The sequence below is a fragment of the Komagataeibacter intermedius TF2 genome (genome assembly GCF_000964425.1).
GTDB lineage: Bacteria > Pseudomonadota > Alphaproteobacteria > Acetobacterales > Acetobacteraceae > Komagataeibacter > Komagataeibacter intermedius.
The window spans coordinates 26554-50434 of record NZ_BANF01000072.1 but is presented as its reverse complement, the minus strand read 5'-3'; the positions used below and the strand labels follow the sequence as shown (position 1 = coordinate 50434).

Below are 23881 nucleotides of genomic sequence, written 5' to 3'. Positions count from 1 at the left end.
CGGTGATGGAACACGGGTCGGGGTGGATGTGACGTTCCTGTGCATGGACCGTCCGCCCCCCGGCATCCCGCCCGCCCTGCCGCATGGTTTCAGCATCCGGCAGACTTTCCGCCCCGGCGTCATGTGGTATCGCGGGCTGTATGATGCGGTGGGAAGGGAGTATTGCTGGTGGCTGCGCCGGGTCATGCCCGATGCGGATCTGGCCGCCCTTCTGTCCAGTCCGGGCATTGGCGTGCATGTGCTGTATGATGGCGATGCGCCAGCCGGGTTTTGTGAACTCGACAGCCGCTACGGCCCCGATATCAACATTGCCTATTTCGGTCTGCTGCCCGCATGGATTGGCCGTGGCGTCGGACGGATATTCCTGCACCAGATGGTGGCGCGCGCGTGGGCCATGAATCCGGCGGTGCTGCGGGTCAATACATGTTCTGCCGATCACCCGCGTGCATTACCCAATTACCAGCGGGCCGGTTTTCGCAAGGTGCGCACCCTGCATGAAATCTGGACCATTCCGGACGCGCTGGGGCTGAACGTGCCGGATTGCCTGCGTCTGGACTGAAGAAAGATCGGCATTAGTAAACAGAATCTTGATTTCAAGAATTGTGATAACACGAAATTGTAACCATTTCCCCTTCCATACCCAGAGGAGGGGGAGCATGGATTTCGATCTGTCCTTTTACAAATTTCATGGTGTCGACCGTGCCGCGCTGCTGGATGCCCTTGGCATGCGTGATACAGGAGAGCCGGACCCGAATGATGAGGCGCCATACGCCATCGCGGACCTGCCCAATGGCTGGTTTGTCATCCGCACCAATAACGACAGTGGCCTGATTTCCAATTACGACCGCAAGACGCTGTGCCGTGAGGGTAAACTGATCACGTGCGATGTCGCGACGGTCGATCCGGTCAGCCAGGCGGCGGGCTATGAAAATGGCGAAGAAATCTGGATCGTCCAGCATGACGGGCGCAACAATGACTGCCTGGATCTGGATATAGAAGGTAACGCGCCGGATGCGGTGCCCGAACTGCACAAGCGGGCCTTTGCCGCGGTGCAGCGCGGAATGGTGGACCCGCGCGGCCCGGGCAGCATGCTGGATGTTCCGCTGGAAGTGGTGAAGGCCGTGACCGGATTCCGTCATGACCGCCCGCAGGATGTCCGCCCCACACCGGTCTTTACGTGGCTGGAGCCGATAAAAACGGTGGTTGACTGACTTTTTCCTTGTCTGTCTGGCAGGTTTGTGTTTCAAACCGCCTCTTCCCTGCCGGGTGCGTGGCATCGTCCCCGGCTATACCCGTGCCTTCATGGCAACATGGCGGACCGTGTCCGTCCATGCCGGGGTTGAACTGATCCGAAGGGAGTTCCAATGCCGTTGTATGAAACCGTGCTGATTGTACGTAATGACGTGTCGCAGCAGCAGGTCGAAGCCATTGCCGATGGCATCGCAGCCCAGCTTGAAGCGGAATCCGGTTCCGTCAAGAAGCGTGAATACTGGGGCCTGCGCACGCTGGCGTACCGTATCAAGAAGAACCGCAAGGGGCATTACATGCTTCTGGGTCTTGATGGGGCGTCCAGTGCCATCAAGGAAATCGAGCGTCAGCTCAGCCTGAACGAAGACGTTCTGCGCGTGCTGACCCTGCGTGTGGATGAGATTGACGAAGCACCGTCCGTCATCCTGTCGCGCAAGGGTGACGAGCGTGAGCGTGGCTTCCGTGGGCCCAAGCCCTCTGGCCGTTTCGAAAGCGGTCGTGGCACGCGTCGCAATTTCGATGACCGCGAAGAGTTCCGCGCCCGTAACGAGCGTGAAGAACAGCAGCGCGCCAACGCCACCGCCACTGCCGAAGCGGAGTAAGAGCTGATGTCCGAATCAACCGAGATCAATCCCGCCGCCCGCCGCGTTGCGGTTGGTGCGCGTCGCCCGTTCTACCGTCGTCGCAAGTCCTGCCCGTTCTCCGGCCCCAACGCGCCGAAGATCGACTACAAGGACGTGCGCCTGCTGAGCCGCTTCCTGTCCGAGCGTGGCAAGATCGTTCCCAGCCGCATCACGGCAGTGTCCGCCAAGAAGCAGCGTGAACTGGCCCAGGCCATCAAGCGCGCCCGTTTCCTGGCCCTGCTGCCCTACATTGTAAGCTGAGGGAGGCAGAAACATGTCCGCAGTAGAACTCATCCTGCTCCAGCGCGTCGAGAAGCTGGGCCAGATGGGCGAGATCGTCACGGTGAAGCCGGGCTATGCCCGTAACTTCCTGCTGCCCCAGGGCAAGGCGATCCGCGCCAACGCACACAACCGCGAGCGTTTCGAACGTGAACGTGCACAGCTTGAGGCCCAGAACCTCAAGAACCGCGAGGAGGCCGAGCGCCTGTCCGAGCGTATGCACGGCCTGTCCGTCATCCTGATCCGTCAGGCTGGTGACAGCGGCAGCCTGTATGGCTCCGTCACGACCCGTGACATCGCGGAAGCCGCGACCAAGGCCGGCCTGACCATCAGCCGCAACCAGGTCATCCTGCCCGAGCCGATCAAGCAGCTTGGCCTGTATGAAGTCAGCGTCGCCCTGCATCCGGAAGTGAACATGCAGGTCACCGTAAACGTTGCCCGTTCCGAAGAAGAAGCGGAACGTCAGGCACGCGGTGAGGAAATCGGCGTCGATCAGGACGACGAGCAGGTTCTGGCCGAAGAAGGCGTGGTAACCGAAGGCGAGGTTTCGGAAGAAACCGCCGTTGAGGAAACCCCGGCTGTCTGATTGACCTGATCCGTTACCCTCCGGGGTGGCAGGCAGGTTACAAAAGCCCGGAAGAGGAAACTCTTCCGGGCTTTTGCCGTTTCCGGGGCGGATGCATCGGGCTTTTTGCCGGGCGCACATGCGTTAAGGGAGCGGGCGATGGCATCTGTATTGCTGGATCGGGCCTTTGCGCACTTCGTGACCCTGGGGCGGCTGGATGTCCATTACCCTGGCGGCGACAGGCGTGCGTATGTAGGCGGCCCCGGACCACGTGCGGGCATGTGGATCGCGGATGGGGAAACGGTGCGCGCCCTGCTGCTTGATCCCGCGCTGAAGCTGGGGGAAGCGTATATGGCGGGCAGGCTGCGCCCCGTTGACTGCACGCTGTATGACCTGATGCATGTGCTTATGCTCAATATCATGCGGCGCAGCCCGGCGGGGGAGCGGATTTTCGGTTCCCTGCGCTATATCGCGCGGACATGGCTGCAGAATAACACCCTGCGGCGCGCCCGGCGGAACGTGGCGCATCATTATGATCTGGACAGCAGGCTGTACCGTCTCTTCCTTGATGCGGACATGCAGTATTCCTGCGGCTATTTCCCCACGGGAACCGAAACGCTGGCGCAGGCGCAGGCAGCCAAGAAACATCATCTGGCCGCCAAGCTGCACCTGTCACGTCCCGGCATGACCGTGCTGGATGTCGGGTGCGGTTGGGGTGGCATGGCCCTGACGCTGGCGCGTGATTACGGCGCGCAGGTCACGGGCATCACGCTGTCGGTGGAACAGCTGCATATCGCGCGCCAGCGCGCGCGCGCGGCGGGGCTGGACGGGCGCGTGCGGTTTGAACTGCTGGATTACCGTGCCGTCATCAGGCGGTACGACCGGATCATTTCCATCGGCATGTTCGAACATGTGGGCGTGGCCCATTATCCGGCGTTTTTTGACACCATGCGCGCGGCCCTGCACCCCCATGGGGTCATGGTGCTGCATTCCATCGGGCGCAGGGAAGGGCCGGGCGTCACCAACCCGTGGATTGACCGCTATATCTTCCCCGGCGGCTATTCGCCGGCGGTTAGCGAGGCCGTCAGCGCAGTGGAACGTGCCGGGCTATGGCTGACGGACTGCGAGATCTGGCGCCTGCATTACGCGCGCACCATTGCCCACTGGCGCCGCCGGTTCGCGGCCAGACGCCAGCAGGTCGCATTGCTGTATGATGAACGGTTCTGCCGCATGTTCGAATTCTACCTTGTGGTGTCCGAACTGGCCTTCCGCGTGCAGGGGCACCTGAACTTCCAGCTGCAGCTGGTGCGTGACATCAACGCCGTGCCCCTGTCGCGTGATTACATGTATGCCCCGCAGCCCGTGGGCCTGCCTGATCAGGACAGTGTCGCGGCCCTGCGGGCATGAAGGCGGGCAAGACGGTCGAATTCGGCAATATCCAGCGTCTCGGCCCGGCGGCTGCCTTCAATTCCGGCCTCGTCCAGCAACGCTTCTCCCCCGATGGATTTCAGCGCCCCGCGCAGCATCTTGCGCCGCTGCCCGAATGCCGCCGCCGTCACCTGTTCCATGGCGCGGAACAGTGCGGCATCGGGCTGGTCTGCGTGCGGGATCAGGCCGACCACGGCGGAATGCACCTTGGGCGGCGGGGAAAACGCGCCGGGGGGAATATGCATGAGCACCCCGCAACGGCACGTCCATTGCGCCAGCACGCCCAGCCTGCCGTAATGGGCCGAACCGGGGGCAGCGCAGATGCGTTCGGCCACTTCCTGCTGGAACATGAGCGTCAGCCGCGACCACTCTGCCGCCTGCCGCAGCCACCCCACCAGCAGGGGCGTGCCGACATTGTAGGGCAGGTTGGCGATGACCTGCCGCGGGGCGGGGCACAGCGTGGTCAGGTCGCACCGCATGGCATCGGCTTCGATCACCCGCAGGCGGTCGGGCGCATGGGCGGCCAGTTCCGTAATGACGGCAACCGCCCGTGTATCCACTTCTACCGCCACGATGCTGGCGGCATCGGTATCCAGCAGCGCGCGGGTCAGGCCACCGGGACCGGGGCCGACCTCCACAACATGCTGGCCCGCAAGGTTACCTGCCAGCGACGCGATGCGCGCCGTAATACCCGGGTCCAGCAGGAAGTGCTGGCCCAGCGCCTTGCGTGCGTCCAGCCCGTGGCGCGCAATGGTCTCGCGCAGGGGTTCCAGCCCCGACGGGCGTCCGGTCATGGTCATGACCGATCAGGTCTTGGAACGCATGTCGATGATCGCACGACGCTGCAGGTCGCGGTTCAGCTGGCGTGATGTCTGTTCCACGCGTTCGTTCATCAGGTGATCGGCGATCTGGCTGGGGGTCTGGATCGCGATGTTCCGTTCCTCCCTGGTGCAGACCATCAGCACCAGAATGCCATCCATCGACACCAGGGGCTTGCTGGTCTTGCCCGGCATCAGGGGCTCGAGTATCTCGCGCATCTGGGGGTTGAGGTGGTTCATCATGAGTTCGCCGGGATCACTGGGGTGCTTTTCCCCCAGTTTCTTGTTCTCGGCTTCCATCTGGTCACAGTTCTTGACTTCGTTGGCGAACGCCGTGGCGGTGTCCAGCGTCGATTTCTGCTGGTCGGTGGGGTTTTCGGGGTTCAGTGGCTCATCGAAGGGGAAGAAGACCTGTCGGATGCTCAGGATCGTCGCCATCTGGTGGCCGACCGTCCGCCGTTCGGCAATGGTGGCAATCACGTACCCACCCGCAACGCGGATGGGGTTTGAAATGGCGCCATCAGGCATCTTGCGCGCCACGTCCACCACCTGCGGGTCAAGGCCGTCTTCCTGTGTCCAGCCCATCATGCCGCCGTCCAGCGCGCTCTGCCCCTGCGAGAACTGGGCGGCGACAATGGGGAAGGGCGCGCCCTCACGCAGTTCCTGAATGATGGTTTCGGTAAATTTCAGTTCGTTTTCCGTATGGCGCGGGTCGTCCACCGGCACGAAAATCTCACTGATCATGTATTCCGGCTTGCCGTCCTCGCGCTTCAGCGCGGCCATGCGCTGCTCGATTTCGGATGCGGTGATGCGGCCATGCTCGGCCGTTTCCTGACGCAGCACCTGCGACCAGCCGATCTGTACGCGGATCTGGTCAATCAGCGTGGTCAGCGAGACACCGTCCTCCGCCAGCTTGTTGCGCAGGGCGTTCTGCGGCATGCCGTTGCGCTGTTCGATGCCGGCAATGGCGTCCCCGATCTGCTGGATGGGTACGTTGATGTGGCGGTCGAGCATTTCCTGCATGCGCAGTTTTTCATCAATCAGCTGCCGCACGATCTGCGGTCGCAGCCGCTGCATCACGTCATCGCTGACATCCAGCCCCGATGACAGCGCGAACAGCCGCCCGCGCGTATCGACATCGCGCTTGGTCAGCACGGCGCCGTTGACGGTGGCGATGATCGCATCCTGGTCTTCCGCCGCCTGCGCCTGCTGGGCAATGGCGCGTGCGGATCTGGCGGCGGCACCATGTTCGTGGCCGACCAGCGCGGCACAGGCCAGCAGGGCCACGGCCAGCGTGCGTCCCACGCGGCCGTGGTTCGGTGCGGGGGAGGAAACAGCGCCACGGGGCATGGGGAAGAAGGACATCCGGCTCAGTCTTTCGCGCATCAGGTCAGCCATTAATACCAAATGTACCGATGGTTTTGAACGTAAGGGAGAACATTACGGTTGAATTGCTCTGTTGGCCACCAATCGTGGTGTACTGCTTGAGATACATGACATCCAGCCCGAAACAGTCATTCTGGTAACCGGCGTCGCCACCCACCGCCACACTTTCCTTGCGCGACAGGCTGCGGCGCAGGTAGGCGGCAATATGCCAGTTGTCCCAGTTGGAGGCAGCCCCGACCGTAAGCTCGCTGATCGGCTTGTAGTAAATATCGGGCGCCGCCGTGTCATACGGGCGCTGGGCATAATAATAATAGGGCGTGACCGGTTCAAACAGATAGCCACCCGTAACGCGGAAATGGCGGAAGCCCGCGCTGCCCAGCGCATCGGCGAAGTCCACCTTGCCGCCATAGGGATCAAGACGCATCTTGCCATCAAAATCAAAGAACTGGTTGGGTACCATATGCGTGCCCATGACCACATCCGACAGGTGATGGCCCAGCCCGGAATAGGGGATGCGGTTGTGGTCGACATGTTCCTGGAAGCTTTCGCCGATCAGCACGTCAATCTGATGGCCGTTCCATGTCCAGTTGTTGTGCAGCCCGACATTGGCGCGCAGGCCACCGTCGAGCCGGTCCGTGCCGGCATAGCGGTTGAGCGCAAACAGCGTGGAATCGGTGAATTCGTAGGACAGGCTGTCTTCGTTGGGAATGTTGCGCGAGGTGCTGTTGCCCGTGTTTGGCGCGGCCAGGAACTGCACGATGGGTTCAAGTATCTGGGTGCCGGTATTGTGGTTGAAGCTGCGCAGGAACGGCCAGTTCATCTTCAGCCCTACGGTGGGCAGGACCTGCCCCTCCACCTGTGCGCGGGTGGTGCGGGCATAATTGGGCTGCTGGTTCAGTTCGGTCGCGCGATGGATGGCGGATTCAACATGCAGCGTCAGGTTCCAGATCTGTCCCAGCGAGTTGTGGAACGGCCGGTCCCAGTTGAGCGAAAGCTGCCCGCGCTGGTCCGATGTCCCGTTTTCGCGATAGACGTAGAAATCGGTCGTATCGAGGCTGAACCGTCCGCCCAGCGCATCGGGCTGCCCGAAATAGCTGTAGGTATAGCGCGGCAGCACCCATGGCAGGTCCTGGTTATGGATGATGCCCTGGTTCATGCCCTGGTAGCCTTCGGCATCAATGCGCGAATACGATCCCGTTCCGAACCCTTCAAGGTAGATGTTGGAATTGAGCGTGTCCTGCCCGTATCCGCTGACACGGTAGTCACGCATGAAGTTGGGCGAACTGGCCCAGCGGATGTTGGCGCCCGCCCGCCATGTCCGGTTTATCGAAACCTGGCCGTTGGCGAAGATATAGCCCTGCATGCCGTGGTTGTCGGCGCTTTCCACGTTCTGGCCAAAGGTATTGGTGTAATCGATGTCGCGATGCGTATCATATGCGATGCCACCGGTCAGGTTCAGGCGCGCGTTGCTGAAATAACGTCGGTAGTTTGCCGTAAGCTCCGGCCCCGTGCGGGTGGAAAACAGCCCCTGCAGCGTGACATCCGACTGCCGGTCAATGACCCAGTAATAGGGAATGGTGACATACGTGCCCAGATAACGGTCATGCGGCGTGAAGCCGGGGGTCAGGAAGCCGCTCTGGCGCCGAACCGACGGATCGGTCATGGAGAAGGCCGGCAGGTAGAAAATCGGCACCCCGAAAAAATCTACGAAGGCGTCACGGAATTCCAGCCGCTTGTGCTGCAGGTCATGCGTGGCGTCATACGCGCGCAACTGCCAGAATGGCGCGCGTTCAGGGTGGCGGGCGCAGATTTCGCACGCCGTATAGACCACGCGCGTCAGGTCGTTGACCTTGGCGCCAGTGCGCCGCATGCCATTGGCCGCCATGCGCGCGTTATCTTCCATGCGGGCATACATGCGGGTCATGATGCCGTCGCGCATGCCGTTGCTCAGTTCGGCATATTCCGTAAACAGCACCGTGCCGTCCGGTTCCACCATGGCCACGTTGCCCCGGGCGGACGCAACCCCGGTATTGCGGTCATAGACCACCTTGTCGGCGCGCATGATCTGGTCATTCTGCCAGAGCTGGACATTGCCGGTCCATGTCGCAATGCCGTTGCGGCTGTCATAGGCCACATGGTCGGCCTGGAATGTCATCGGGTCGGTATTGGACACCGTGCCGGAAAAGTTGGCGGGTGACTGTGGCTGGCTCTTGGGGGCGTGGATGGGCATGCTGCGTCGTGGCCCGTCGGGCGGGGCGTCGGCATGGGCGTCGCGCGGGCCCAGCGCGCACAGCATGCCCCCCAGCATGGTGGCTGAAAGCAGCAACCCGCGCGGAAACTGCCGCAGAACGGCAGCAAGCCGTGTCAATGACGGCGCGCGCGTGGAAGGGGCGGGACGGTCCATTAACCGTCCTCTAGATGAAGAAGTAGCGTGACTGCAAGACAAAGCCCGGCCCCGGTGGGGGCCCAGGCGGCCAGAAGGGGGGGCAATGTGCCCGTCTCACCAAACTGGGCGGCAATTTTAGATAGCGCAAACAACGCGAAACCCGCCGCCACGCCAAAACTGATCATGCGGATGACCCCGCCCCGCCGCGCGGGCCGCATGGAAAACCCGGCCGCCACCAGCGCCATGGTGCCAGACAGGACCGGCAGCGTGAGCAGCGTCTGGAAATGCAGCCGGTGGCGGATGGTGGAAAATCCCGACCTGTTCAGCTGGCGGATGAACCCGGGCAGCGCCCAGACGGACAGCGTATCGGGGGAGGCGAAGCTTTCCTCCACCCCCGCCAGCGTCAGGTCGGCATGCAGCGTCAGGTGCCCCATATCAACCGGCAGTTCATCAGGGCGCAGCTGATGGGCGGATTCCAGAACCCAGCGATCCTTGCCCAGATAACCGCTATCGGCTTCGATACGGGTCAGCAGGCTGTCATCCGGGCCAAGCCGGAAAATGGTGATCCCGGCGATATGCAGCACGTTCCCCGTCAGCCTGACATGCCGCGCATGGATGATGTCCACCCCGTGGTCCATCAGTCCGTTATCCCCCTGCCGCAGCCACAGGGTGCCACCGCTGAGGTTGAGGGACTTGCCATTGTTGTCGCGCAGGTACTGGCGGTCTAGCATTTCCGCCCGGCGGTACATGACGGAAGACAGGGGAGAGACGCAGGTGGTGGCGACCGTCCCGATCAGCACCGCGCAGGTGACCGGTCCCGCCAGAAACTGCCACGCCGAAATGCCCGCCGCCCGCGCCACCACCAGTTCCGATGACCGCGCCAGGCGCCAGAAACAGATGATCCCCCCCAGCAGCACGCCAAAGGGCAGGATTTCAAGGCAGGCAAAGGGAATATGCAGGAAGGCGATTTCACTGACCAGCGATGTCGGCACGTTGGGCCGGGTTGAAACCCGGCGCAGCAGGTCGATGAAGTCGAACATGGTGATCAGCCCGGTCAGGAAGGCGATCACCGACAGCGTGGCGTAGGTGAACTGACGGGCGATGTACAGCGACAGCGTAAAGGCAAGCTTCATGACCGTGTGGCGCCCGTTATCGCCCGGGCTTCACGATCGGCGCGGAATTCCGGCCAGAACAGGATACCCGCGCAGATCACGCCCGGCCCGATCGAACAGATCCACATGAGCGGCATGAGCTGCAGGTTGCGCGACGCAAGGTTCTGCACCAGCAGCGTCAGCGCCTGCACCGCGACAACGGCAAGGATGGCCAGGACGGGCCGGATGATGCTGGCCTGCCGGGAATAGCTGCCGCCCATCGCCCCGACCAGCCCGATCATGGCAAAGGAAAACGCGCAGAAGGGGCTGCTCAGCCGACGCCAGGCTTCGATGAACATCTTGCTTTCGTCCCGGCGCGAATACTGGCGCATGTCCGGGTGCAGCAGTTGGGAAATCGACAGTTCATTGGCGTCGGGCAGGCGCGTATGCGCGGTGTGCGGACTGGACAGGTCGATCGTGTTGCGGGTGAAGGTCAGCACGTTCAGCCGCCCGGTATGGCTGTCGATTTCCTGCCGCGACCCGTTGAACAGGACCACGCGTGGCTGGTCGTTGAGGATGACCAGATTGCCTTCTTCCGCCAGTATGGTGGCTTCGGCGCCGGGGGTGCGGTCATCTTCCACCATGATGCCATGCAGCGTGCCGTCCTTGTCGCGCGCGCGGATGTACACGGTCATGTTGTCCGACACCTGCGTGAACACGCCGTCCTGCACCAGGAAGGCGGCCATGCGGTTGCGGATCTGGAATTCGTACTGCCGGAAGGCGTGGTAGGAAACCGGCACGATCCAGACATTCAGCACCAGGCAGGTCGCTGTCGCAATGGCAGCGCAGGCCAGCCCCGGTCGCGCCATCATGGCGGGCGACAGGCCGGCGGCCTGCATGACCGTCAGTTCCCGGTCGGTGCCCAGGCGCTGGTAGACGAACTGCACCACCACGAACGTGGTGATCGGCAGGATGACCGCGATGAAGGAGGGGATCAGCAGGCTGGTCAGCTCCAGGAACACGCGTAGCGACAGCCCGCGCCCCACCACCAGTGACACGAAGTGCAGGGACTGCGTCAGCCAGATCAGCGTTACAAGCGCACCCGTGGTCGCCACCAGCGCCAGCAGAAGCTGGCGCAGCATGTAGCTGTCCAGAATCGACAGGCGCGGCGCAAGGCGGTCAGGGACAGGGCGGGCGGCAGGCATGCCCCTGTCTAACCCCGTTCCCGCCCGTGCAAAAGGGGTGATCCCCTCATGCGGCGGGGACAGGTATGCTCAGGCGCCGGGCGTGTGGATGCGCCCGGCGTCATGTTCCGGGTGTGACAGGCGGCAGCACCTTGCCGGGGTTCATGACGTTCCGGGGGTCAAGGGCGGCCTTGATATGGCGCATAGCCTCCAGTTCCGCCCCGCCCCGCCATGACGGCATCATGTAGGGCTTGAGCTGCCCCACGCCATGTTCGGCCGAAAACGAACCGTCCAGATCCTTCACGATCGCCGCCACCGTGTCCATTATGTCGTGGCTGCGGGCCAGGAAGGCATCCGCCGCCATGCCTTCGGGCTGGACCACATTGAAGTGGATGTTGCCGTCGCCCATGTGACCGAACGGGGCGGGACGGCAGCCCGGAATCAGTCTTTCACACGCGGCGCTGGCGCGCGCGATCAGTTCGGGCACGTAGGTCACTGGCACCGATACGTCGTTCTTGACGCTTGCCCCCGCGCGGCGCTGGGCTTCGGCATGTTCCTCGCGCAGTTTCCACAGGCCGGCGCGCTGGCCTTCGCTTTCGGCAATGACGGCATCGGTGATGATACCTTCCTCCAGCGCTTCGCCCAGCACTTCCTCGGCATATTCACGCAGGTCGGCATCGGGGCGCGGGGTCGCCAGTTCCAGCAGCACATAGGCGGGTGCACGCTCGCCCAGCGGCAGGGCGGCGCCAGGGATCAGATCGATGACAAGGTCCATGCCGGTGCCGGACATGAACTCGAACGCCTGCAGCAGGGCGGGATCGCGCGCGCGCAGCAGTCCCAGCAGCTTCAGCGCGGCCTCGGCGTTGTCCACGGCGCACAGCGCGGCCTCGATCGCGCGGGGCTGCGGGTGAAGCTGCAGGATGGCTGTGGTGATGAACCCCAGCGTGCCTTCGGACCCGATCAGAAGCTGGCGCAGGGCATATCCCGTATTGTCCTTGCGCAGGCGGCGCAGGCCATGGAACACCCCGCCATCGGGCATGACCGCTTCCAGCCCCAGCACCAGTTCACGCGCGTTGCCATAGCGCAGGGTGTTGTTGCCGCCAGCATTTGTCGCCAGCACGCCGCCAATCTGCGCCGACCCTTCGGATGAAATGGAGAGCGGCAGCATGAACCCCGCATCCCACGCCGCGTCCTGCGCTGCCTTCAGCGTGACGCCGGCTTCGACTTCCATGGTCAGGTCATGGGGATCGATGCCGTGGATATGGTTCATGCGCGACAGGCAGACCACGACCTCGTGCCCGCTGTCATCCGGCGTGGCGCCGCCCACCATGCTGGTATTGCCGCCCTGTGGCACCATGGGGATGCCGTGTTCGCTGCAGAACCGGACAAGCTGCGACAGTTCTTCCGTACTGGCGGGACGCAGCACCGCCAGCGCACGGCCATGGTACAGGTTGCGCCAGTCGGTGCAGTAGGACGCGGTGTCGGTTTCACCCGTAATCACGCCCACAGGCCCCAGCATGTCGGTAAAACGGGCGATCAGGTCCTGCCGTGCCGGTGCGGTTGGGGTGGGAACGGTCATGACGGCATGCTTCCTGAATGGAGGGGTAAGGAGGGCGGCGGCAGGTAGGCCTGCCCCTGATGGTGCACGGGCGGGTAGGTGGCGCTGGCCTGCGCCGGGCTGGGGGACATGAACAGGTGCCATGTCTCGGTCAGCGCGAAACCGGTCAGCGCGCCCACCGCCGCCGCCACCAGCAGGCCCGAACGGCGCACGGGGGGACGGGACTGCACCACTGACGACAGGACGGCCTGCGTTTCGGCGCGGGCCTGCCGCGTCTGGTTCAGTTCCGCGCGCAGCGCCGAATTGTCAACTTTCAGGTCGCGTATTTCCGTATCCAGCCTGCGGATGCTTTCTGTCAGCTGGGAAATACGCAGGTGTGATTCCTGAATTTCTTTCGCGGCGGCGGCGCTGGCTTTTGTCGTGCGGGGCGCGCGCGGCTTCGCGGCGGCCTTTTTGGGCGGGTTGGGGGCGATGGCGGCAAACAGGTTTTTCAGCGCCCCGCCGGTCACCTGGTTTTTCTGCGCGCGCGCGCGGATGGCGGCCAGCGCGTTTTCCGACTGGCCTGCATGCTCCTCCAGCACGAGTGCGAGGATGTCCGAAAGGATTTTCAGTTCCTTGGGGTCGATTGTGTCGCTCATCTCAGGGGCACCGGGGTCGGATCATGCGGTTGAAACTATTTTACGGTCGCGGGCAGGCCGCGCGGATCAGGCGGTCACGGATCGCACGGCCCAGCCCGTGTCCGGGCACAGGCTGCACCGCAATCCCGACCAGTCCCCGGCGGTGACCTTCCATATCAAGAAACCGCAGCCCCGCGAAGAGGCGCGCGGCCGCTTCATGCAAATCACCCGTGGCACTCAGGTTCCATACCAGCGCGCTGCCGGGCAGGGGCGGGCCGAACGCCAGCAGCGCCTCGTCAGGGGCCACGCTGTGGGCATCCAGACGGACCGGCAGGCCGGGCGCGTAATGCGATGACAGCTGGCCGGGGGCGGTGGGACGGGCGTCGTTGCTGCCTGCGGGCAGGGCCAGCATCACGCCGCATGCCGCCTCCAGCGCCTCCAGCGTGATGCCGCCGGGACGCAGCAGGACAGGGACATCGCGGGACAGGTCGATGATCGTGCTTTCCACGCCCACGCGGCACGGACCGCAGTCAAGGACAGCGTCAATGCGGCCATCCAGCCCCGCCAGCACGTGCTGCGCATCGGACGGGCTGACCCGGCCCGACGGGTTGGCCGAAGGGGCCACGACCGGAAATCCGCACGCCGCCAGCAGGGCCTGCGTGGTCTGACCCGCCGGCACCCGCACGGCGGCGGTCGGCAGGCCGGCGGTGGCGACGGCGGATATGCCGCACCGCGCAGTACGTGGCAGCACCATTGTCAGCGGACCGGGCCAGAACCGTTCGGCCAGCCTGCGGGCAAGTGGCGTGGCCTCAACCTGTTCAAACGCAGCGTCCGCGCTGGCGAAATGGCTGATCAGCGGGTTGTGGCCCGGCCGCCCCTTGGCGGTATAGATGGCGGCGACGGCCGTATCATTGCCCGCATCCGCCCCAAGGCCGTAAACCGTTTCCGTCCCGAAGGCGACCAGTCCGCCCGCGCGCAGCATGGCGGCGGCAGTGGCGAGTCCCTGTGGGTCGTTATGCAACAGGCGTGTATGCATGGAATGCCGGTTATGCCGCGCCACGACACAGGAAATGCGGGTTGCGGAAGCCGGGCTTGCCATAGCCCAGCACCTTGCCATCGGGCGTGGTGATGGACCCGCCGGCAGCTTCGACAACGGCCTGCGGGGCGGCGGTGTCCCATTCCATGGTGGTGCCAAGGCGGGGGTAGAGATCGGCCACGCCTTCGGCCACACGGATGAATTTGGCCGCCGAGCCGATATTGCCCAGATGTGCGATGGTGTGTCCGCCCAGGAATTCCTTCAGGCGCGGATCATCGGCGTAATGGCGCGACGCCAGCACCGTCAGTCCCTCCGCCGGGGGTGTGCGGACATGGATGGCCTGCGTGCCGCTGGCGTCGATGCGGAAGGCCCCGCGTCCCGCGCCCGCGCCATAAAGCTGGTGATAGGCCGGAAGCGCCACGGCCCCCAGCACTGGCCGCCCATCACGCACAAGGCCGATATTGACGGTGAAATCATCCCGCCCGGCCGCGAATTCCCGCGTGCCATCCAGCGGGTCCACCAGCCAGAACTCCCGCCCGGTATCGGTCATGATGCCGGCTGCGACCTCCTCCTCCGCCACGACGGGAATGGCGGGGGCATGGGCGCGCAGGCCCGCAAGGATGTGTTTTTCCGCCGCGTGGTCGGCTTCGGTCACGGGGGAACTGTCGGTCTTGACCCTGGTCGCGAACCCGCGCGCGCGGATGGTGCGGATCAGGTCGGCGGCTTCACTGGCAAGGCGCAGGGCCAGATCCAGAAGGAATCCGTCCTCATATGCTGGCATGGATGGCGTATTCATGCTGTTCGCATTAGCTTACTCACGGCGCGCCGTCATGTCCTTATCGGTGCCGATGGCCGCGGACAGGGTGGCGTCGGTCCGGGGCGCGGCGTGCTGGTGCAGGAATTTATCCTGTCTGCCCAACACCTTCGAAGCGGAGCACCGTGATTCATATGCTCGATATCGCCTTTTCCGACGCAAGCCTGCCCGCCAGTGGCACCATTGCCATCCTTGCCGCATCCGGCGGGGCGCCCGCGGGCGCCCTTGCTGCGCTGGACGCCGCGGTGGGCGGCGCGCTGACCCGGGCCGCGAAGGCCACGGGCTTCGGCTTCGACGCCGCGAAAACCTGTGTCGTGCTGGCGCCCGGGGCGGGATATGACCGCGTGGTCCTGGTGGGTCTGGGCGCTCTGGACGCGCTGGATGGCGCCGTAGCCGAACAGGCCGGTGTCGCGGCCGCCCGCGCCCTGTCCGATGCGGGCACGTCGGGCGTGGTCGTGGCCGATGGCATTGCCCCCGACCTGGCCGCCCATGTGGCGCTGGGTGTCGTGCTGGGCAGCTACCGTTTCGATTCGTACCGTACCCGGCCGCGCAAGGGCGATGCGGGCCCGCTGGCGGCCGTGACCGTTGCCTGCGCCGATCCCGCCGCGGCACAGGCGGCATGGCAGCCGCTTTCGGCGGTGGCGCGCGGGGTGTTCCTGTGCCGTGACCTGGTGTCCGAACCCGCGAACATGCTGCGCCCGCCCGAGTTCGAGCAGCGTATCCTTGCCCTGCGTGACCTTGGGGTGGAGGTCGAGGTGCTGGACCGCGACGCCATGCACAAGCTGGGTTTTGGCGCCCTGCTGGGGGTGGCGCAGGGCAGTGACGCGCCGCCGCGCACGGTCATCATGCGCTGGAATGGCGGCACGGACGGCGCGGCGCCGGTGGCCTTCGTCGGCAAGGGCGTGACGTTTGATTCGGGCGGTATCTCGATCAAGCCTGCGGCTGGCATGGACGAAATGAAGACCGACATGGCAGGCGCCGCCGCCGTGGTCGGCACCATGGCGGCCCTTGCGGGCCGCAAGGCGAAGGTGAACGCCGTCGGTGTCGTGGGGCTGGTGGAAAACATGCTGTCGGGCAATGCGCAGCGTCCGGGCGACGTGGTCCGCACGGCGGCGGGCCAGACGGTTGAAGTGCTGAACACCGATGCCGAAGGGCGTCTCGTGCTGGCGGACGTGCTGTGGTACACGCAGGACCGCTTCAAACCGCGCTTCATGGTCAACCTTGCCACCCTGACCGGGGCGATCGTGGTCAGCCTGGGGGTTGAGCGCGCGGGCCTGTTCTCCAACAATGACGGCCTTGCGGGCCACCTGTCGGCCACGGGGGAACAGACGGGCGAGAAGCTGTGGCGCATGCCCATGGACGCCAGCTACCTTGAACTGCTGCGCTCGGACATTGCGGACCTCAAGAATATTGGCGGGCGTCCCGGCGGGTCGATCACGGCGGCCAAGTTCCTTGAATGCTTCGTGAACGATGTGCCGTGGGCGCATCTGGACATTGCGGGCACGGCGTTTACGTCCAAGGCGACATCGCATGCGCCCCGTGGGGCGACCGGCTTTGGCGTGCGCCTGCTCGATCGCATGGTCGGCACGTATTACGAAGGGTAATGCCTGCCCCGCGCGGCAGGCCGGATCGGGATAGGGAACTCCATGGCGCAGATCGGCTTCTATCACCTGACGCGTTCACCGGCGCTGGCGGTCCTGCCTGCGCTGCTGGGCCGGACGCTTGCGGCGGGAAAGCGGGCGGTGGTCCGCTGCGCCACGGTGGAACGGGTGCAGGAGCTTGATGACGGGCTGTGGCGGGCGACCGACCCGCTGTGGCTTCCCCATGGCACGCAGGCCATGGGGCATGGGCCGTGGCAGCCGATCTGGCTGACGGATGGCCAGGACGTGCCCAACGGCGCGACCTTCGCCTTCCTGCTTGACGGGGTGGAAGCCGCCGACCTGTCCCCTTTCGAACGGGTGTTCGACCTGTTCGATGGCCATGATGAGGCCGCCGTCGCCAGCGCACGCAAACGCTGGGTGGCATGGCGCGATGGTGGCCATGACCTGAGCTACTGGCAACAGCAGCCCAGAGGCTGGGCGCGTCGCAAATAGCCGCACGCCCCGCTGCGGGGCGGTGGCGGCATGGACGAAAGGCAGGTTGCGTAATGAAGACGGTTACTTTCCCCAATGGAACCACGGTGCCCGCGCTGGGCATGGGCACATGGAACATGGGGGACAGCGACAGCCGCCGCGCGGATGAGATAAAGAGCATCCACGCAGGTCTCGACGCGGGGATCCGCGTGGTGGACACGGCGGAAATGTATGGCTCCGGCCGTTCCGAAAAGCTGGTGGGCGAGGCGATACGGGGACGCCGCGGTGACGTGTTCCTAGTCAGTAAGGTCGTGCCCTCCAACGCATCGCGCACGGGCGTGCGGCGTGCGTGCGAGGCGTCACTCAAACGGCTGGGCACCGATTTTCTTGACCTTTACCTGCTGCACTGGCCCGGCAGCGTACCACTGGAGGAAACGCTGGCGGGATTCGATGATCTGGTTGATGCGGGCCTGATCCGGAGCTGGGGCGTATCCAACTTCGACGCCGATGGCATGATGGAGGTCGAAAGCACACCGGCCAGCACGCCATGCGCCGCAAACCAGGTGCTGTACAGCCTTGATTACCGTGGCGTGGAATTCGACCTGCTGCAACGTGATCGTGATGCTGGCGTCGTAACCATGGCCTATTCCCCACTGGGGCAGGGGGGTGACCTGCTGCGCGCGCCGGTGCTCAGGCGCATGGCAGCGCGTCACAGCACATCCCTCGGGCCGGCCACGACGGCGCAGATCGCGCTGGCATGGGTGCTTCGGCAGGAAAACGTGCTGGCCATTCCCAAGGCAGGCAGCCCGCGGCATCAGCAAGAAAACTTCGCAGCAGTCGAGATCACCTTGACGCGCGATGATCTGGCGGAGATTGATGAAGCCATAGCGCCGCCGCGCCGCAAGGAGCCGCTGGCCATGATCTGACCCGCCCGGCCTTCCGGGCGCATGCGGGAGGGCTGCCATCATTCCTGTCACCCTTGTCGTGACCGTGCTGCTGCTGGCGGTGGCCAGCGTGCCGCCCGCCTGCGGCGTAAGGCAGATGGCCGGAATGGTACCTGTCCTGCGCTGCGGGTGGATGGCGCTGTGCATCATGGCCATCCTGTCCTGCCTTGGGGCGGGATTGCCGGGGGGCATCGCGCCATGGGCCGGTTTTTCGGGTGACATGCATGATACCGCCCTGCTGGTGCCGCTTGGCGTTGTCGGGGCGGCGGCGTCCGGCGCGCGCGGTCTGGCGGCCTGCGCGGGCGCGGCGCTTGCGGTGACCGGCGGGCCGGTCCTGTCCTGCGTGGGGGCGGGGTGGACCCTGATCGCACGCAGGGATGGCCCGCACGATGATATGGCGCGGCAGGCGCCTGACCTGGTCGCCCTGCTGCTTATGGCGGCGGTACTGCTGTTTGCACGTCCGGCGGGCTGGCTGCTGCCCGGGCTGTGCTGGCTTGCCACGCGCGGGCTGCTGGGCCTGTCCTTTTCGCCACGCGTGTCGCCGCGTGGCCTGCACCCTTTCCATATGGCTGACATCGCCGCGATGGTTGCGGCCATGGCGCTGTGGCGGCACCTGCCCGCTGGCGGCATGGTGGGGGACATGCGGTGGGGCGGCGTGCTGATCGTTGCCGGCTGCCTGCTGTACATGACGGCTTCGTGGCGGGCGCTGTGCGCGGGGGACGGGCGTAGGGTCATGACGGGACTGATGGGGGGCACGGGGGCGCTGGTGATCGTGCTGGCGGGGCTGGGGCTGCTGGCCCGTGCCGATGACCTGCCCGCCATGGCCGCCTGCGCCAGCCGCACGTTCATGCTGGTGGCTGGCGCGCTGCTGACATGGATGTTCATGGCGCGTGCGATGGATGTGATGGAGCGCGAGGCAGGTCCCCTGATATTGAACCGGCTGGGTGGGCTGGGCGTGCTGATGCCGCGCCTGTCGGCCCTGTTTTCCATCGGGCTTCTGGCGGAAAGCGGACTGCCGCCGCTGCTGGGTTTTTCCATAATCTGGATGTTGCTGCGCCTGCTGGCGGCCATGCCGCGCGGCGGGGGGCTGGGGGGCGACCTGCCGTTGCTGCTGGCGCTGCTGGCGCTGGGGATCGGGTGGGCAGTGCGTATGCTGGCGCTTGTGCGCATCGTGGCGGTCATGCTGTGCGGCAGGCCACGCACGCCGCGCGGCGCGGGGGCCGCTGATCCGTCGGGGCGGGACATGGCGGCCATCGTGCTGGCGGTCCTGCCGGTGGTGTGCGTGTCCGTATGGCCGGGATACTGGCTTGGGCTTCTGGCGGGCGCGGGGGCGGGTGTGGCCGTGGACAATGTCGCGCTGACGTCGCCCGATGGGGCGGCGGTGCTGCATCCTGCGCGGCTGTGCCTGCTGGTGGCCGTGGTCGGGGGCATGGTCGTGGTGGTGCGGCGCATGGCCTGTCCCACGTCCGCCCGGCAGGTCGCGGGGTGGCGGCAGGGTGCGCCCCCCGTGCCGCCGTGGATGGTGTTTGGCGACCCGCTGACGCAGGTGGGGCCGGGCAATCCCGTGAATATGCTGCTGGACATGGTGGGAACGGTCGCGGTGCGCAGGCGGTTCATGCGCGATTGCGTGCGCCTGCGGCGGCGGGGCGCGCGGGTATGGCCCCTGCTGGCGCAATATGTGGCCGACAGGCGACAGGATGGCATGACGGTGTCCGCGCCGGTGATGATGGTCATGGCGTGCATGGCGGCACTCATATTCATTGCATGGCATGGATAGGGGCATGATGACGTCATTCATGCTGGCCGCGCGGATGCAGGCCCTCCTGCTTGCGGGCTGCCATATGGCGCTGGTCATGCTGGGCGCGCCGGTATGGATCGGCCTGCTGCGCTGGATGGCCGCCGTGATGGAGGGGGAACGCCGCCTGCCGGACCCGACCGCGCACTGGCGTGTGCTGCTGCATGCATGGCGGCAGGTGGGCGTGCGGTCGGCCGCAGGCGCGCAGGTGACGGCGGTTGCCCCCTGGCTGGCGCTGGCGGCGGGCATGGGGGCGGCGCTGCTGGTGCCGTCCTTTTCCATCGGCATGCCTGGGGGCGACCTGTCGGATGTGCTGATTATCGGCGGGCTGCTGGAAATGGTCTTCCTTGCGCTGGTGGTGGCGGCCCTTGCGCCGGGGCTGGCGCGACCGGGGCATGCGGGACTGCGGGTCGTGGCGGGGGGGATCATGATACAGCCGGTCATGCTGCTGGCCTGCGCGGTGCTGGGCATGTGCCTGCCTGATGGCACGCTGGCGGGACTGGTGCGGCAGGCGCATGTGGCGGACATGAACCTTGTGCGCGTGCCGCTGGCGCTGGTTGCCGGCGCGCTGGTGCTGGGGGCGGTGGGTGAAGGGGACGGAACGACATCAACGCTGTTTTCGGCCATGCTGGAGGACCTTGCCGGCCCTGATCGCGCCGTGGCCCAGTACGCGCGTGACCTGCTGGCGGTGGTGTGGATGATGCTGGCGCGTGACCTGATCTGGCCTGAAGGAATTGCGGAGCCCGACATCCTGCCGCGATCAGGGGTGCTGGCGCCCATGCTGGTGGCGGTCGCGCTGTGGGTGGCGCATATGCTGCTGGCCTGCGGGTGTGTCGCGGCGATACGGGTTTTCGTGGTGTCGGGACAGCGGCATGCGGGCTGGCGGGGCGGTCTTGCGCTGTTATGCGCCATCATGGCCGGGGTGCTGCTGTTTGCCGGGCGGGGGATGGGCTGAGCATGCTGGTGCTGCTTCTGGGCGTGCTGGTCATTCTCTCGCTCTCGACGTCGGGGGGGCGGGGCGGCGGTCCGGTCTGGCATGCGGCGTGTACGGCGGCGTGCGTGTGCCTGTCGCGCTGGATGCAGGGGCAGGTCGGGCTGGCCTGCATCATGGCGGTGGGGCTTGCGGCCCTGTTCGGACTGCTGGGCGTGCAGATGCTGCATATTCCCGCGGCCCGGCGGGAGCGTAGCGGGCTGCGGCTTGCCGGTGGCCTGGCCTGTGTCGCGGTGCTGACACAGGTCATCATGCAGGGACCGCAGGATGGCATGACGGCGCGCCTTATGGGCATGACGGGTCTGGCCGCCATCCTGTGTGGCGTATGGAGCGCGTGTATCGCGCGCGGGCCTGTCGCGTTGTGCGCGGGGCTGGCCTGTGGGCTGGATGGTGTCATGCTGCTGGCGGTACGCACGGATGACCTGCTGGTCATGGGGGAGGTGATTGTTGCGGCAATCGGGCTGAATGTCCTGCTGGCCGCGGCGCCGCGCGTGCATGGACGGGGGGAATGATGTCGCTTTCCCTTTATGCCAGCCTGCTGGGCGGCTGGCTGGCGCTGGCGCTGACCGCCCTGCTGGCGACCGGGGCGACACAGGCGCTGCGCGTGCTTCTGACGGTGCTGTTTCTGGTGCTGTGCGGCGTGGCGGGTGGCCTGTCGGGCGATGTGGCGGGATGCATGATGGAAACGGCGCCCGCGCTGGCATTATGCGTGTGGGTTTTCAGGGCGCGGCACGGGGCAGGGAACGTATCGCGCGGGGCGGCCGTGCTGCCCTTTTTCCTGTCGGGCATTGCCGCCCTTGCCATCGCTTTCGGGCGGTGTGACCTGCTCGGACTGTTTCTGGGCTGCGGGCTTGTGGCCCGTCTTGCGCTGGCGATTGGGCCGCGCGGACTGGAGCGGGACGGCTGGCAGGTCCTGCGCATGGAACTGTGCGGGTTGCTGATGGCGCAGGGGGGCCTGTTCGTGTTGCAGGCGGGATGGGGGCATATGCACGATCAGGCCGGGGCGATCCTGCTGGTGGGCGGGCTGCTGCTGGCCTGTGCCGTCATGGGTCGGCCGGGGCAGGCCGGGCCGGGATGGAACATGGAAATTCTGGCCGTCCTGCCGGTTGTGGCGCGGGCGGGAGGGGTGTGGCCGGTCCTGCTGCCTGTCCTGACCTTCATGGGATGTGTGTGCCTGTCATGGGCGGTCCTGTTCCGGCGGGGGCGCGTCTCTGGCGGGGGATACTGGGCCGGTTGGGCCGTGCTGGCTGCGGGCCTGCCGGATGACGGCATGGGGGCGCTGCCACTGGCTGCCTGCCTGCTGGTTATGGCCTGCGTGCCGTTATCGGATGGTCCACCGGCTGGATATATGGTGTGGCCGCCCTTCCTGCCCGGCATGGCGGCGGGTCTCGTGCTTGTCGGGGAAATGGGCGGCATGGCCCCCGTGGCGTTTGCCGCCGGTGCCAGCCTGTGGCCGGTGCTGGCGCTGCGTGGCCGGGACGCCCATGGCAGGCCGCCATGGGCACAGGCGACGTTATTGCTGGTGGCCGGGTGCGCGGTGCTTGCCACTGTTGCGTACCGGGTGGGGAGAGGGTCATGACAGCGCAGGTACCGGACCTGATTCGCAGCGGAATGCCTGCGGCGTGTGCCGGGCGGTTCGTGCTGGATGGCGGAGCGTGGCGCGACATGGTGGAAAACCTGCGTCATTCCACCCTGCCGCTGCTGGGGCTGTGGTCGGATGGGGTGCAGATACATGCCCTGTTCATGGAGGGGACATGTCCCCTGCTGGCCAGTGTCGCGGTCATGGATGGGCGCTATCTTGCCCTGTCCCCCGTACGCGCCGGGGCGGCGGCTTATGAACGCATCACGCAGGATCTGTGGGGGATCGAGGGCATGGGGGCGACAGACAGCGCCCCATGGCTGGATCAGGGACGGTGGCCGGTGACATGGCCCCTGCATGACCGGCCACCGCCCGCGCCAGCGCCACCGGAAGGCGTGGAATTCACCGATGATGCCGCCATGGTGCAGGCCGGTGGCACCGTTGTGGGGTACGGCCCGGCGGAGGGGGATTTCCACTCTCCCTTCCACCTGCGTCTGGGCCTGCCGGGTGAGCGGATCATGCAGGTCCGCACCCGCATGGGGTACGCCCATCGTGGCCTGTGCGCGCGCATGCGTGGCGCCACGGTGGCGCAGGCAGCCCGGCTGGTCGCCCGGATCGATGCAACGGCTACGGTGGCCCACCAGGTGGCTTTTGCCCGCGCGCTGGGGGCGGCGGGGGAACAGGCAGGCGCGGATATGGATGATGCGGCCATGTTCGTGGGCGAACTGGAACGCATTGCGATCCATCTGGACACGCTGGCCACCGCGGCGGACCTGCTGGCCGATGGGCGTTTTGCCATTCTTGCCGCAACCCTGCTGGAGCGTGTGCGGCAGGCCTGTCGGGATGGCTGTGGCAGTCGCCTGCTGTTTGACGTGCTGCCACCTGCAGGCGACACGGGACGGGCCGTGTCCATTCCCATGGAGATCCTGACGGAGCTGCGCACGGGCTGCGCCACGTTGCGCCGTCTGTTCTGGCGGCCGCGTGGCATGGCCATGCAGGCGCGCGGGCGGGGTATCCTGTCGGCGGATGCAGCCCGCAGGTGGGGGATTGCGGGCTGCGTGGGCCGGGCGTCTGGCGCTGAAGGTGATCTGCGGGCCTATGTGTCACGGTCCGCAGGGCATGAGGGCATGGGAGGCGATGTGGCTGACCGTCTGGCCATGCGCCTGCAGGAGGTGGAAACGGCCGTTGGCATCCTGTCCACGTTCGATGGCGCGGCCGTCAGCGTGCCCGCCGGGCATGGCGCGCATGGATCGGGGGAAGGCGTAGGCTGCGTGGAAGGCCCCACCGGGCCTGTCTGGCACTGGGTCAGGGTGGAGCATGGCCGTGTCGCGGCATGGTGGTGTGGTGATGCGTCCCTGTTACTGTTTCAGGCGCTGCCCGGCATATTGTCCGGCGCGGTGTATGAGGACGTGCCGCTGATCCTGACATCGCTTGGCCTGTCGGCTGCGGGCGCGGATCTGTAGGATG

23 protein-coding genes are annotated in these 23881 nt (G+C 65.8%); 14 read left to right on the top strand and 9 right to left on the bottom strand.

The features are described from left to right. The first annotated feature begins 22 nt into the window (after positions 1-22). From B7449_RS11240 to B7449_RS11215, 6 genes are all read left to right on the top strand, one after another. Positions 23-559 (top strand): GNAT family N-acetyltransferase, encoded by a 537-nt coding sequence (locus tag B7449_RS11240; RefSeq protein ID WP_039734759.1) that lies wholly within the window; start codon positions 23-25, stop codon positions 557-559. A gap of 97 nt (positions 560-656) precedes the next feature. Further along, positions 657-1211, top strand: a complete 555-nt coding sequence (locus B7449_RS11235; protein ID WP_039734710.1) for a hypothetical protein — start codon at positions 657-659, stop codon at positions 1209-1211. A gap of 153 nt (positions 1212-1364) precedes the next feature. Beyond that, positions 1365-1850, top strand: a complete 486-nt coding sequence (gene rpsF, locus B7449_RS11230) for a 30S ribosomal protein S6 (RefSeq protein WP_039734709.1) — start codon at positions 1365-1367, stop codon at positions 1848-1850. Positions 1851-1856: 6 nt separating this feature from the next. Further along, positions 1857-2132 (top strand): 30S ribosomal protein S18, encoded by a 276-nt coding sequence (rpsR, locus tag B7449_RS11225; RefSeq protein ID WP_007399693.1) that lies wholly within the window; start codon positions 1857-1859, stop codon positions 2130-2132. 13 nt (positions 2133-2145) lie between these two features. Then, positions 2146-2736: a 50S ribosomal protein L9 gene (rplI, locus tag B7449_RS11220; RefSeq protein ID WP_010512810.1), complete on the top strand. Its 591-nt coding sequence runs from the start codon at positions 2146-2148 to the stop codon at positions 2734-2736. Positions 2737-2874: 138 nt separating this feature from the next. Then, a complete protein-coding gene (locus tag B7449_RS11215; protein WP_039734706.1) occupies positions 2875-4122 on the top strand; it encodes an SAM-dependent methyltransferase in 1248 nt (415 codons plus the stop codon). Here the strand turns inward: B7449_RS11215 and rsmA are convergent. From rsmA to cysQ, 9 genes are all read right to left on the bottom strand, one after another. Then, a complete protein-coding gene (gene rsmA / locus B7449_RS11210) occupies positions 4092-4943 on the bottom strand; it encodes a 16S rRNA (adenine(1518)-N(6)/adenine(1519)-N(6))-dimethyltransferase RsmA (RefSeq protein ID WP_039734705.1) in 852 nt (283 codons plus the stop codon). The genes B7449_RS11215 and rsmA overlap by 31 nt on opposite strands. 6 nt (positions 4944-4949) lie before the next feature. Continuing rightward, entirely contained in the window at positions 4950-6359 is a 1410-nt protein-coding gene (locus tag B7449_RS11205) for a peptidylprolyl isomerase (protein WP_039734704.1), read from the bottom strand. Continuing rightward, positions 6352-8751 (bottom strand): LPS-assembly protein LptD, encoded by a 2400-nt coding sequence (locus tag B7449_RS11200; RefSeq protein WP_039734703.1) that lies wholly within the window; start codon positions 8749-8751, stop codon positions 6352-6354. Before B7449_RS11200 ends, B7449_RS11205 begins: the two co-directional genes overlap by 8 nt. Next, a complete protein-coding gene (lptG, locus tag B7449_RS11195; protein ID WP_039734702.1) occupies positions 8751-9866 on the bottom strand; it encodes an LPS export ABC transporter permease LptG in 1116 nt (371 codons plus the stop codon). The genes B7449_RS11200 and lptG overlap by 1 nt, the downstream gene beginning before the upstream one ends. Continuing rightward, a complete protein-coding gene (gene lptF, locus B7449_RS11190; RefSeq protein WP_039734701.1) occupies positions 9863-11029 on the bottom strand; it encodes an LPS export ABC transporter permease LptF in 1167 nt (388 codons plus the stop codon). Before lptF ends, lptG begins: the two co-directional genes overlap by 4 nt. 100 nt (positions 11030-11129) lie before the next feature. After that, positions 11130-12587, bottom strand: a complete 1458-nt coding sequence (locus B7449_RS11185) for an FAD-binding oxidoreductase (RefSeq protein WP_039734700.1) — start codon at positions 12585-12587, stop codon at positions 11130-11132. Further along, positions 12584-13204, bottom strand: a complete 621-nt coding sequence (locus B7449_RS11180) for a hypothetical protein (RefSeq protein WP_039734699.1) — start codon at positions 13202-13204, stop codon at positions 12584-12586. The genes B7449_RS11185 and B7449_RS11180 overlap by 4 nt, the downstream gene beginning before the upstream one ends. 40 nt (positions 13205-13244) lie before the next feature. After that, a complete protein-coding gene (locus tag B7449_RS11175; protein ID WP_039734758.1) occupies positions 13245-14219 on the bottom strand; it encodes an L-threonylcarbamoyladenylate synthase in 975 nt (324 codons plus the stop codon). A gap of 10 nt (positions 14220-14229) precedes the next feature. Beyond that, a complete protein-coding gene (gene cysQ / locus B7449_RS11170; RefSeq protein WP_039734697.1) occupies positions 14230-15015 on the bottom strand; it encodes a 3'(2'),5'-bisphosphate nucleotidase CysQ in 786 nt (261 codons plus the stop codon). Between the two features lie 152 nt (positions 15016-15167). On the opposite strand from cysQ, the gene B7449_RS11165 reads away from it, so the two are divergent. From B7449_RS11165 to B7449_RS11130, 8 genes are read left to right on the top strand one after another with little or no spacing between them, the layout of a single operon-like run. Next, on the top strand, positions 15168-16637 hold the full coding sequence (locus B7449_RS11165; protein ID WP_199858286.1) for a leucyl aminopeptidase: 1470 nt from the start codon (positions 15168-15170) through the stop codon (positions 16635-16637). Positions 16638-16679: 42 nt separating this feature from the next. After that, a complete protein-coding gene (locus B7449_RS11160) occupies positions 16680-17126 on the top strand; it encodes a DNA polymerase III subunit chi (RefSeq protein ID WP_039734694.1) in 447 nt (148 codons plus the stop codon). A gap of 53 nt (positions 17127-17179) precedes the next feature. After that, positions 17180-18031 (top strand): aldo/keto reductase, encoded by an 852-nt coding sequence (locus B7449_RS11155; RefSeq protein WP_039734693.1) that lies wholly within the window; start codon positions 17180-17182, stop codon positions 18029-18031. A 58-nt stretch (positions 18032-18089) separates the two neighbouring features. Then, positions 18090-19826 carry a hypothetical protein gene (locus tag B7449_RS11150; RefSeq protein WP_235720954.1) on the top strand — a complete coding sequence of 579 codons (1737 nt, stop codon included), beginning with the start codon at positions 18090-18092 and terminating at the stop codon, positions 19824-19826. A 4-nt stretch (positions 19827-19830) separates the two neighbouring features. After that, a complete protein-coding gene (locus B7449_RS11145) occupies positions 19831-20799 on the top strand; it encodes a hypothetical protein (protein ID WP_039734692.1) in 969 nt (322 codons plus the stop codon). A gap of 2 nt (positions 20800-20801) precedes the next feature. Continuing rightward, positions 20802-21347, top strand: a complete 546-nt coding sequence (locus B7449_RS11140) for a hypothetical protein (protein WP_039734691.1) — start codon at positions 20802-20804, stop codon at positions 21345-21347. Then, positions 21344-22414, top strand: coding sequence for a hypothetical protein (locus tag B7449_RS11135; protein ID WP_039734690.1), 1071 nt, complete (start codon positions 21344-21346; stop codon positions 22412-22414). Before B7449_RS11140 ends, B7449_RS11135 begins: the two co-directional genes overlap by 4 nt. Beyond that, positions 22411-23877, top strand: a complete 1467-nt coding sequence (locus B7449_RS11130; protein WP_039734689.1) for an NADH-quinone oxidoreductase subunit D-related protein — start codon at positions 22411-22413, stop codon at positions 23875-23877. The genes B7449_RS11135 and B7449_RS11130 overlap by 4 nt, the downstream gene beginning before the upstream one ends. The last annotated feature ends 4 nt before the right edge of the window (positions 23878-23881 follow it).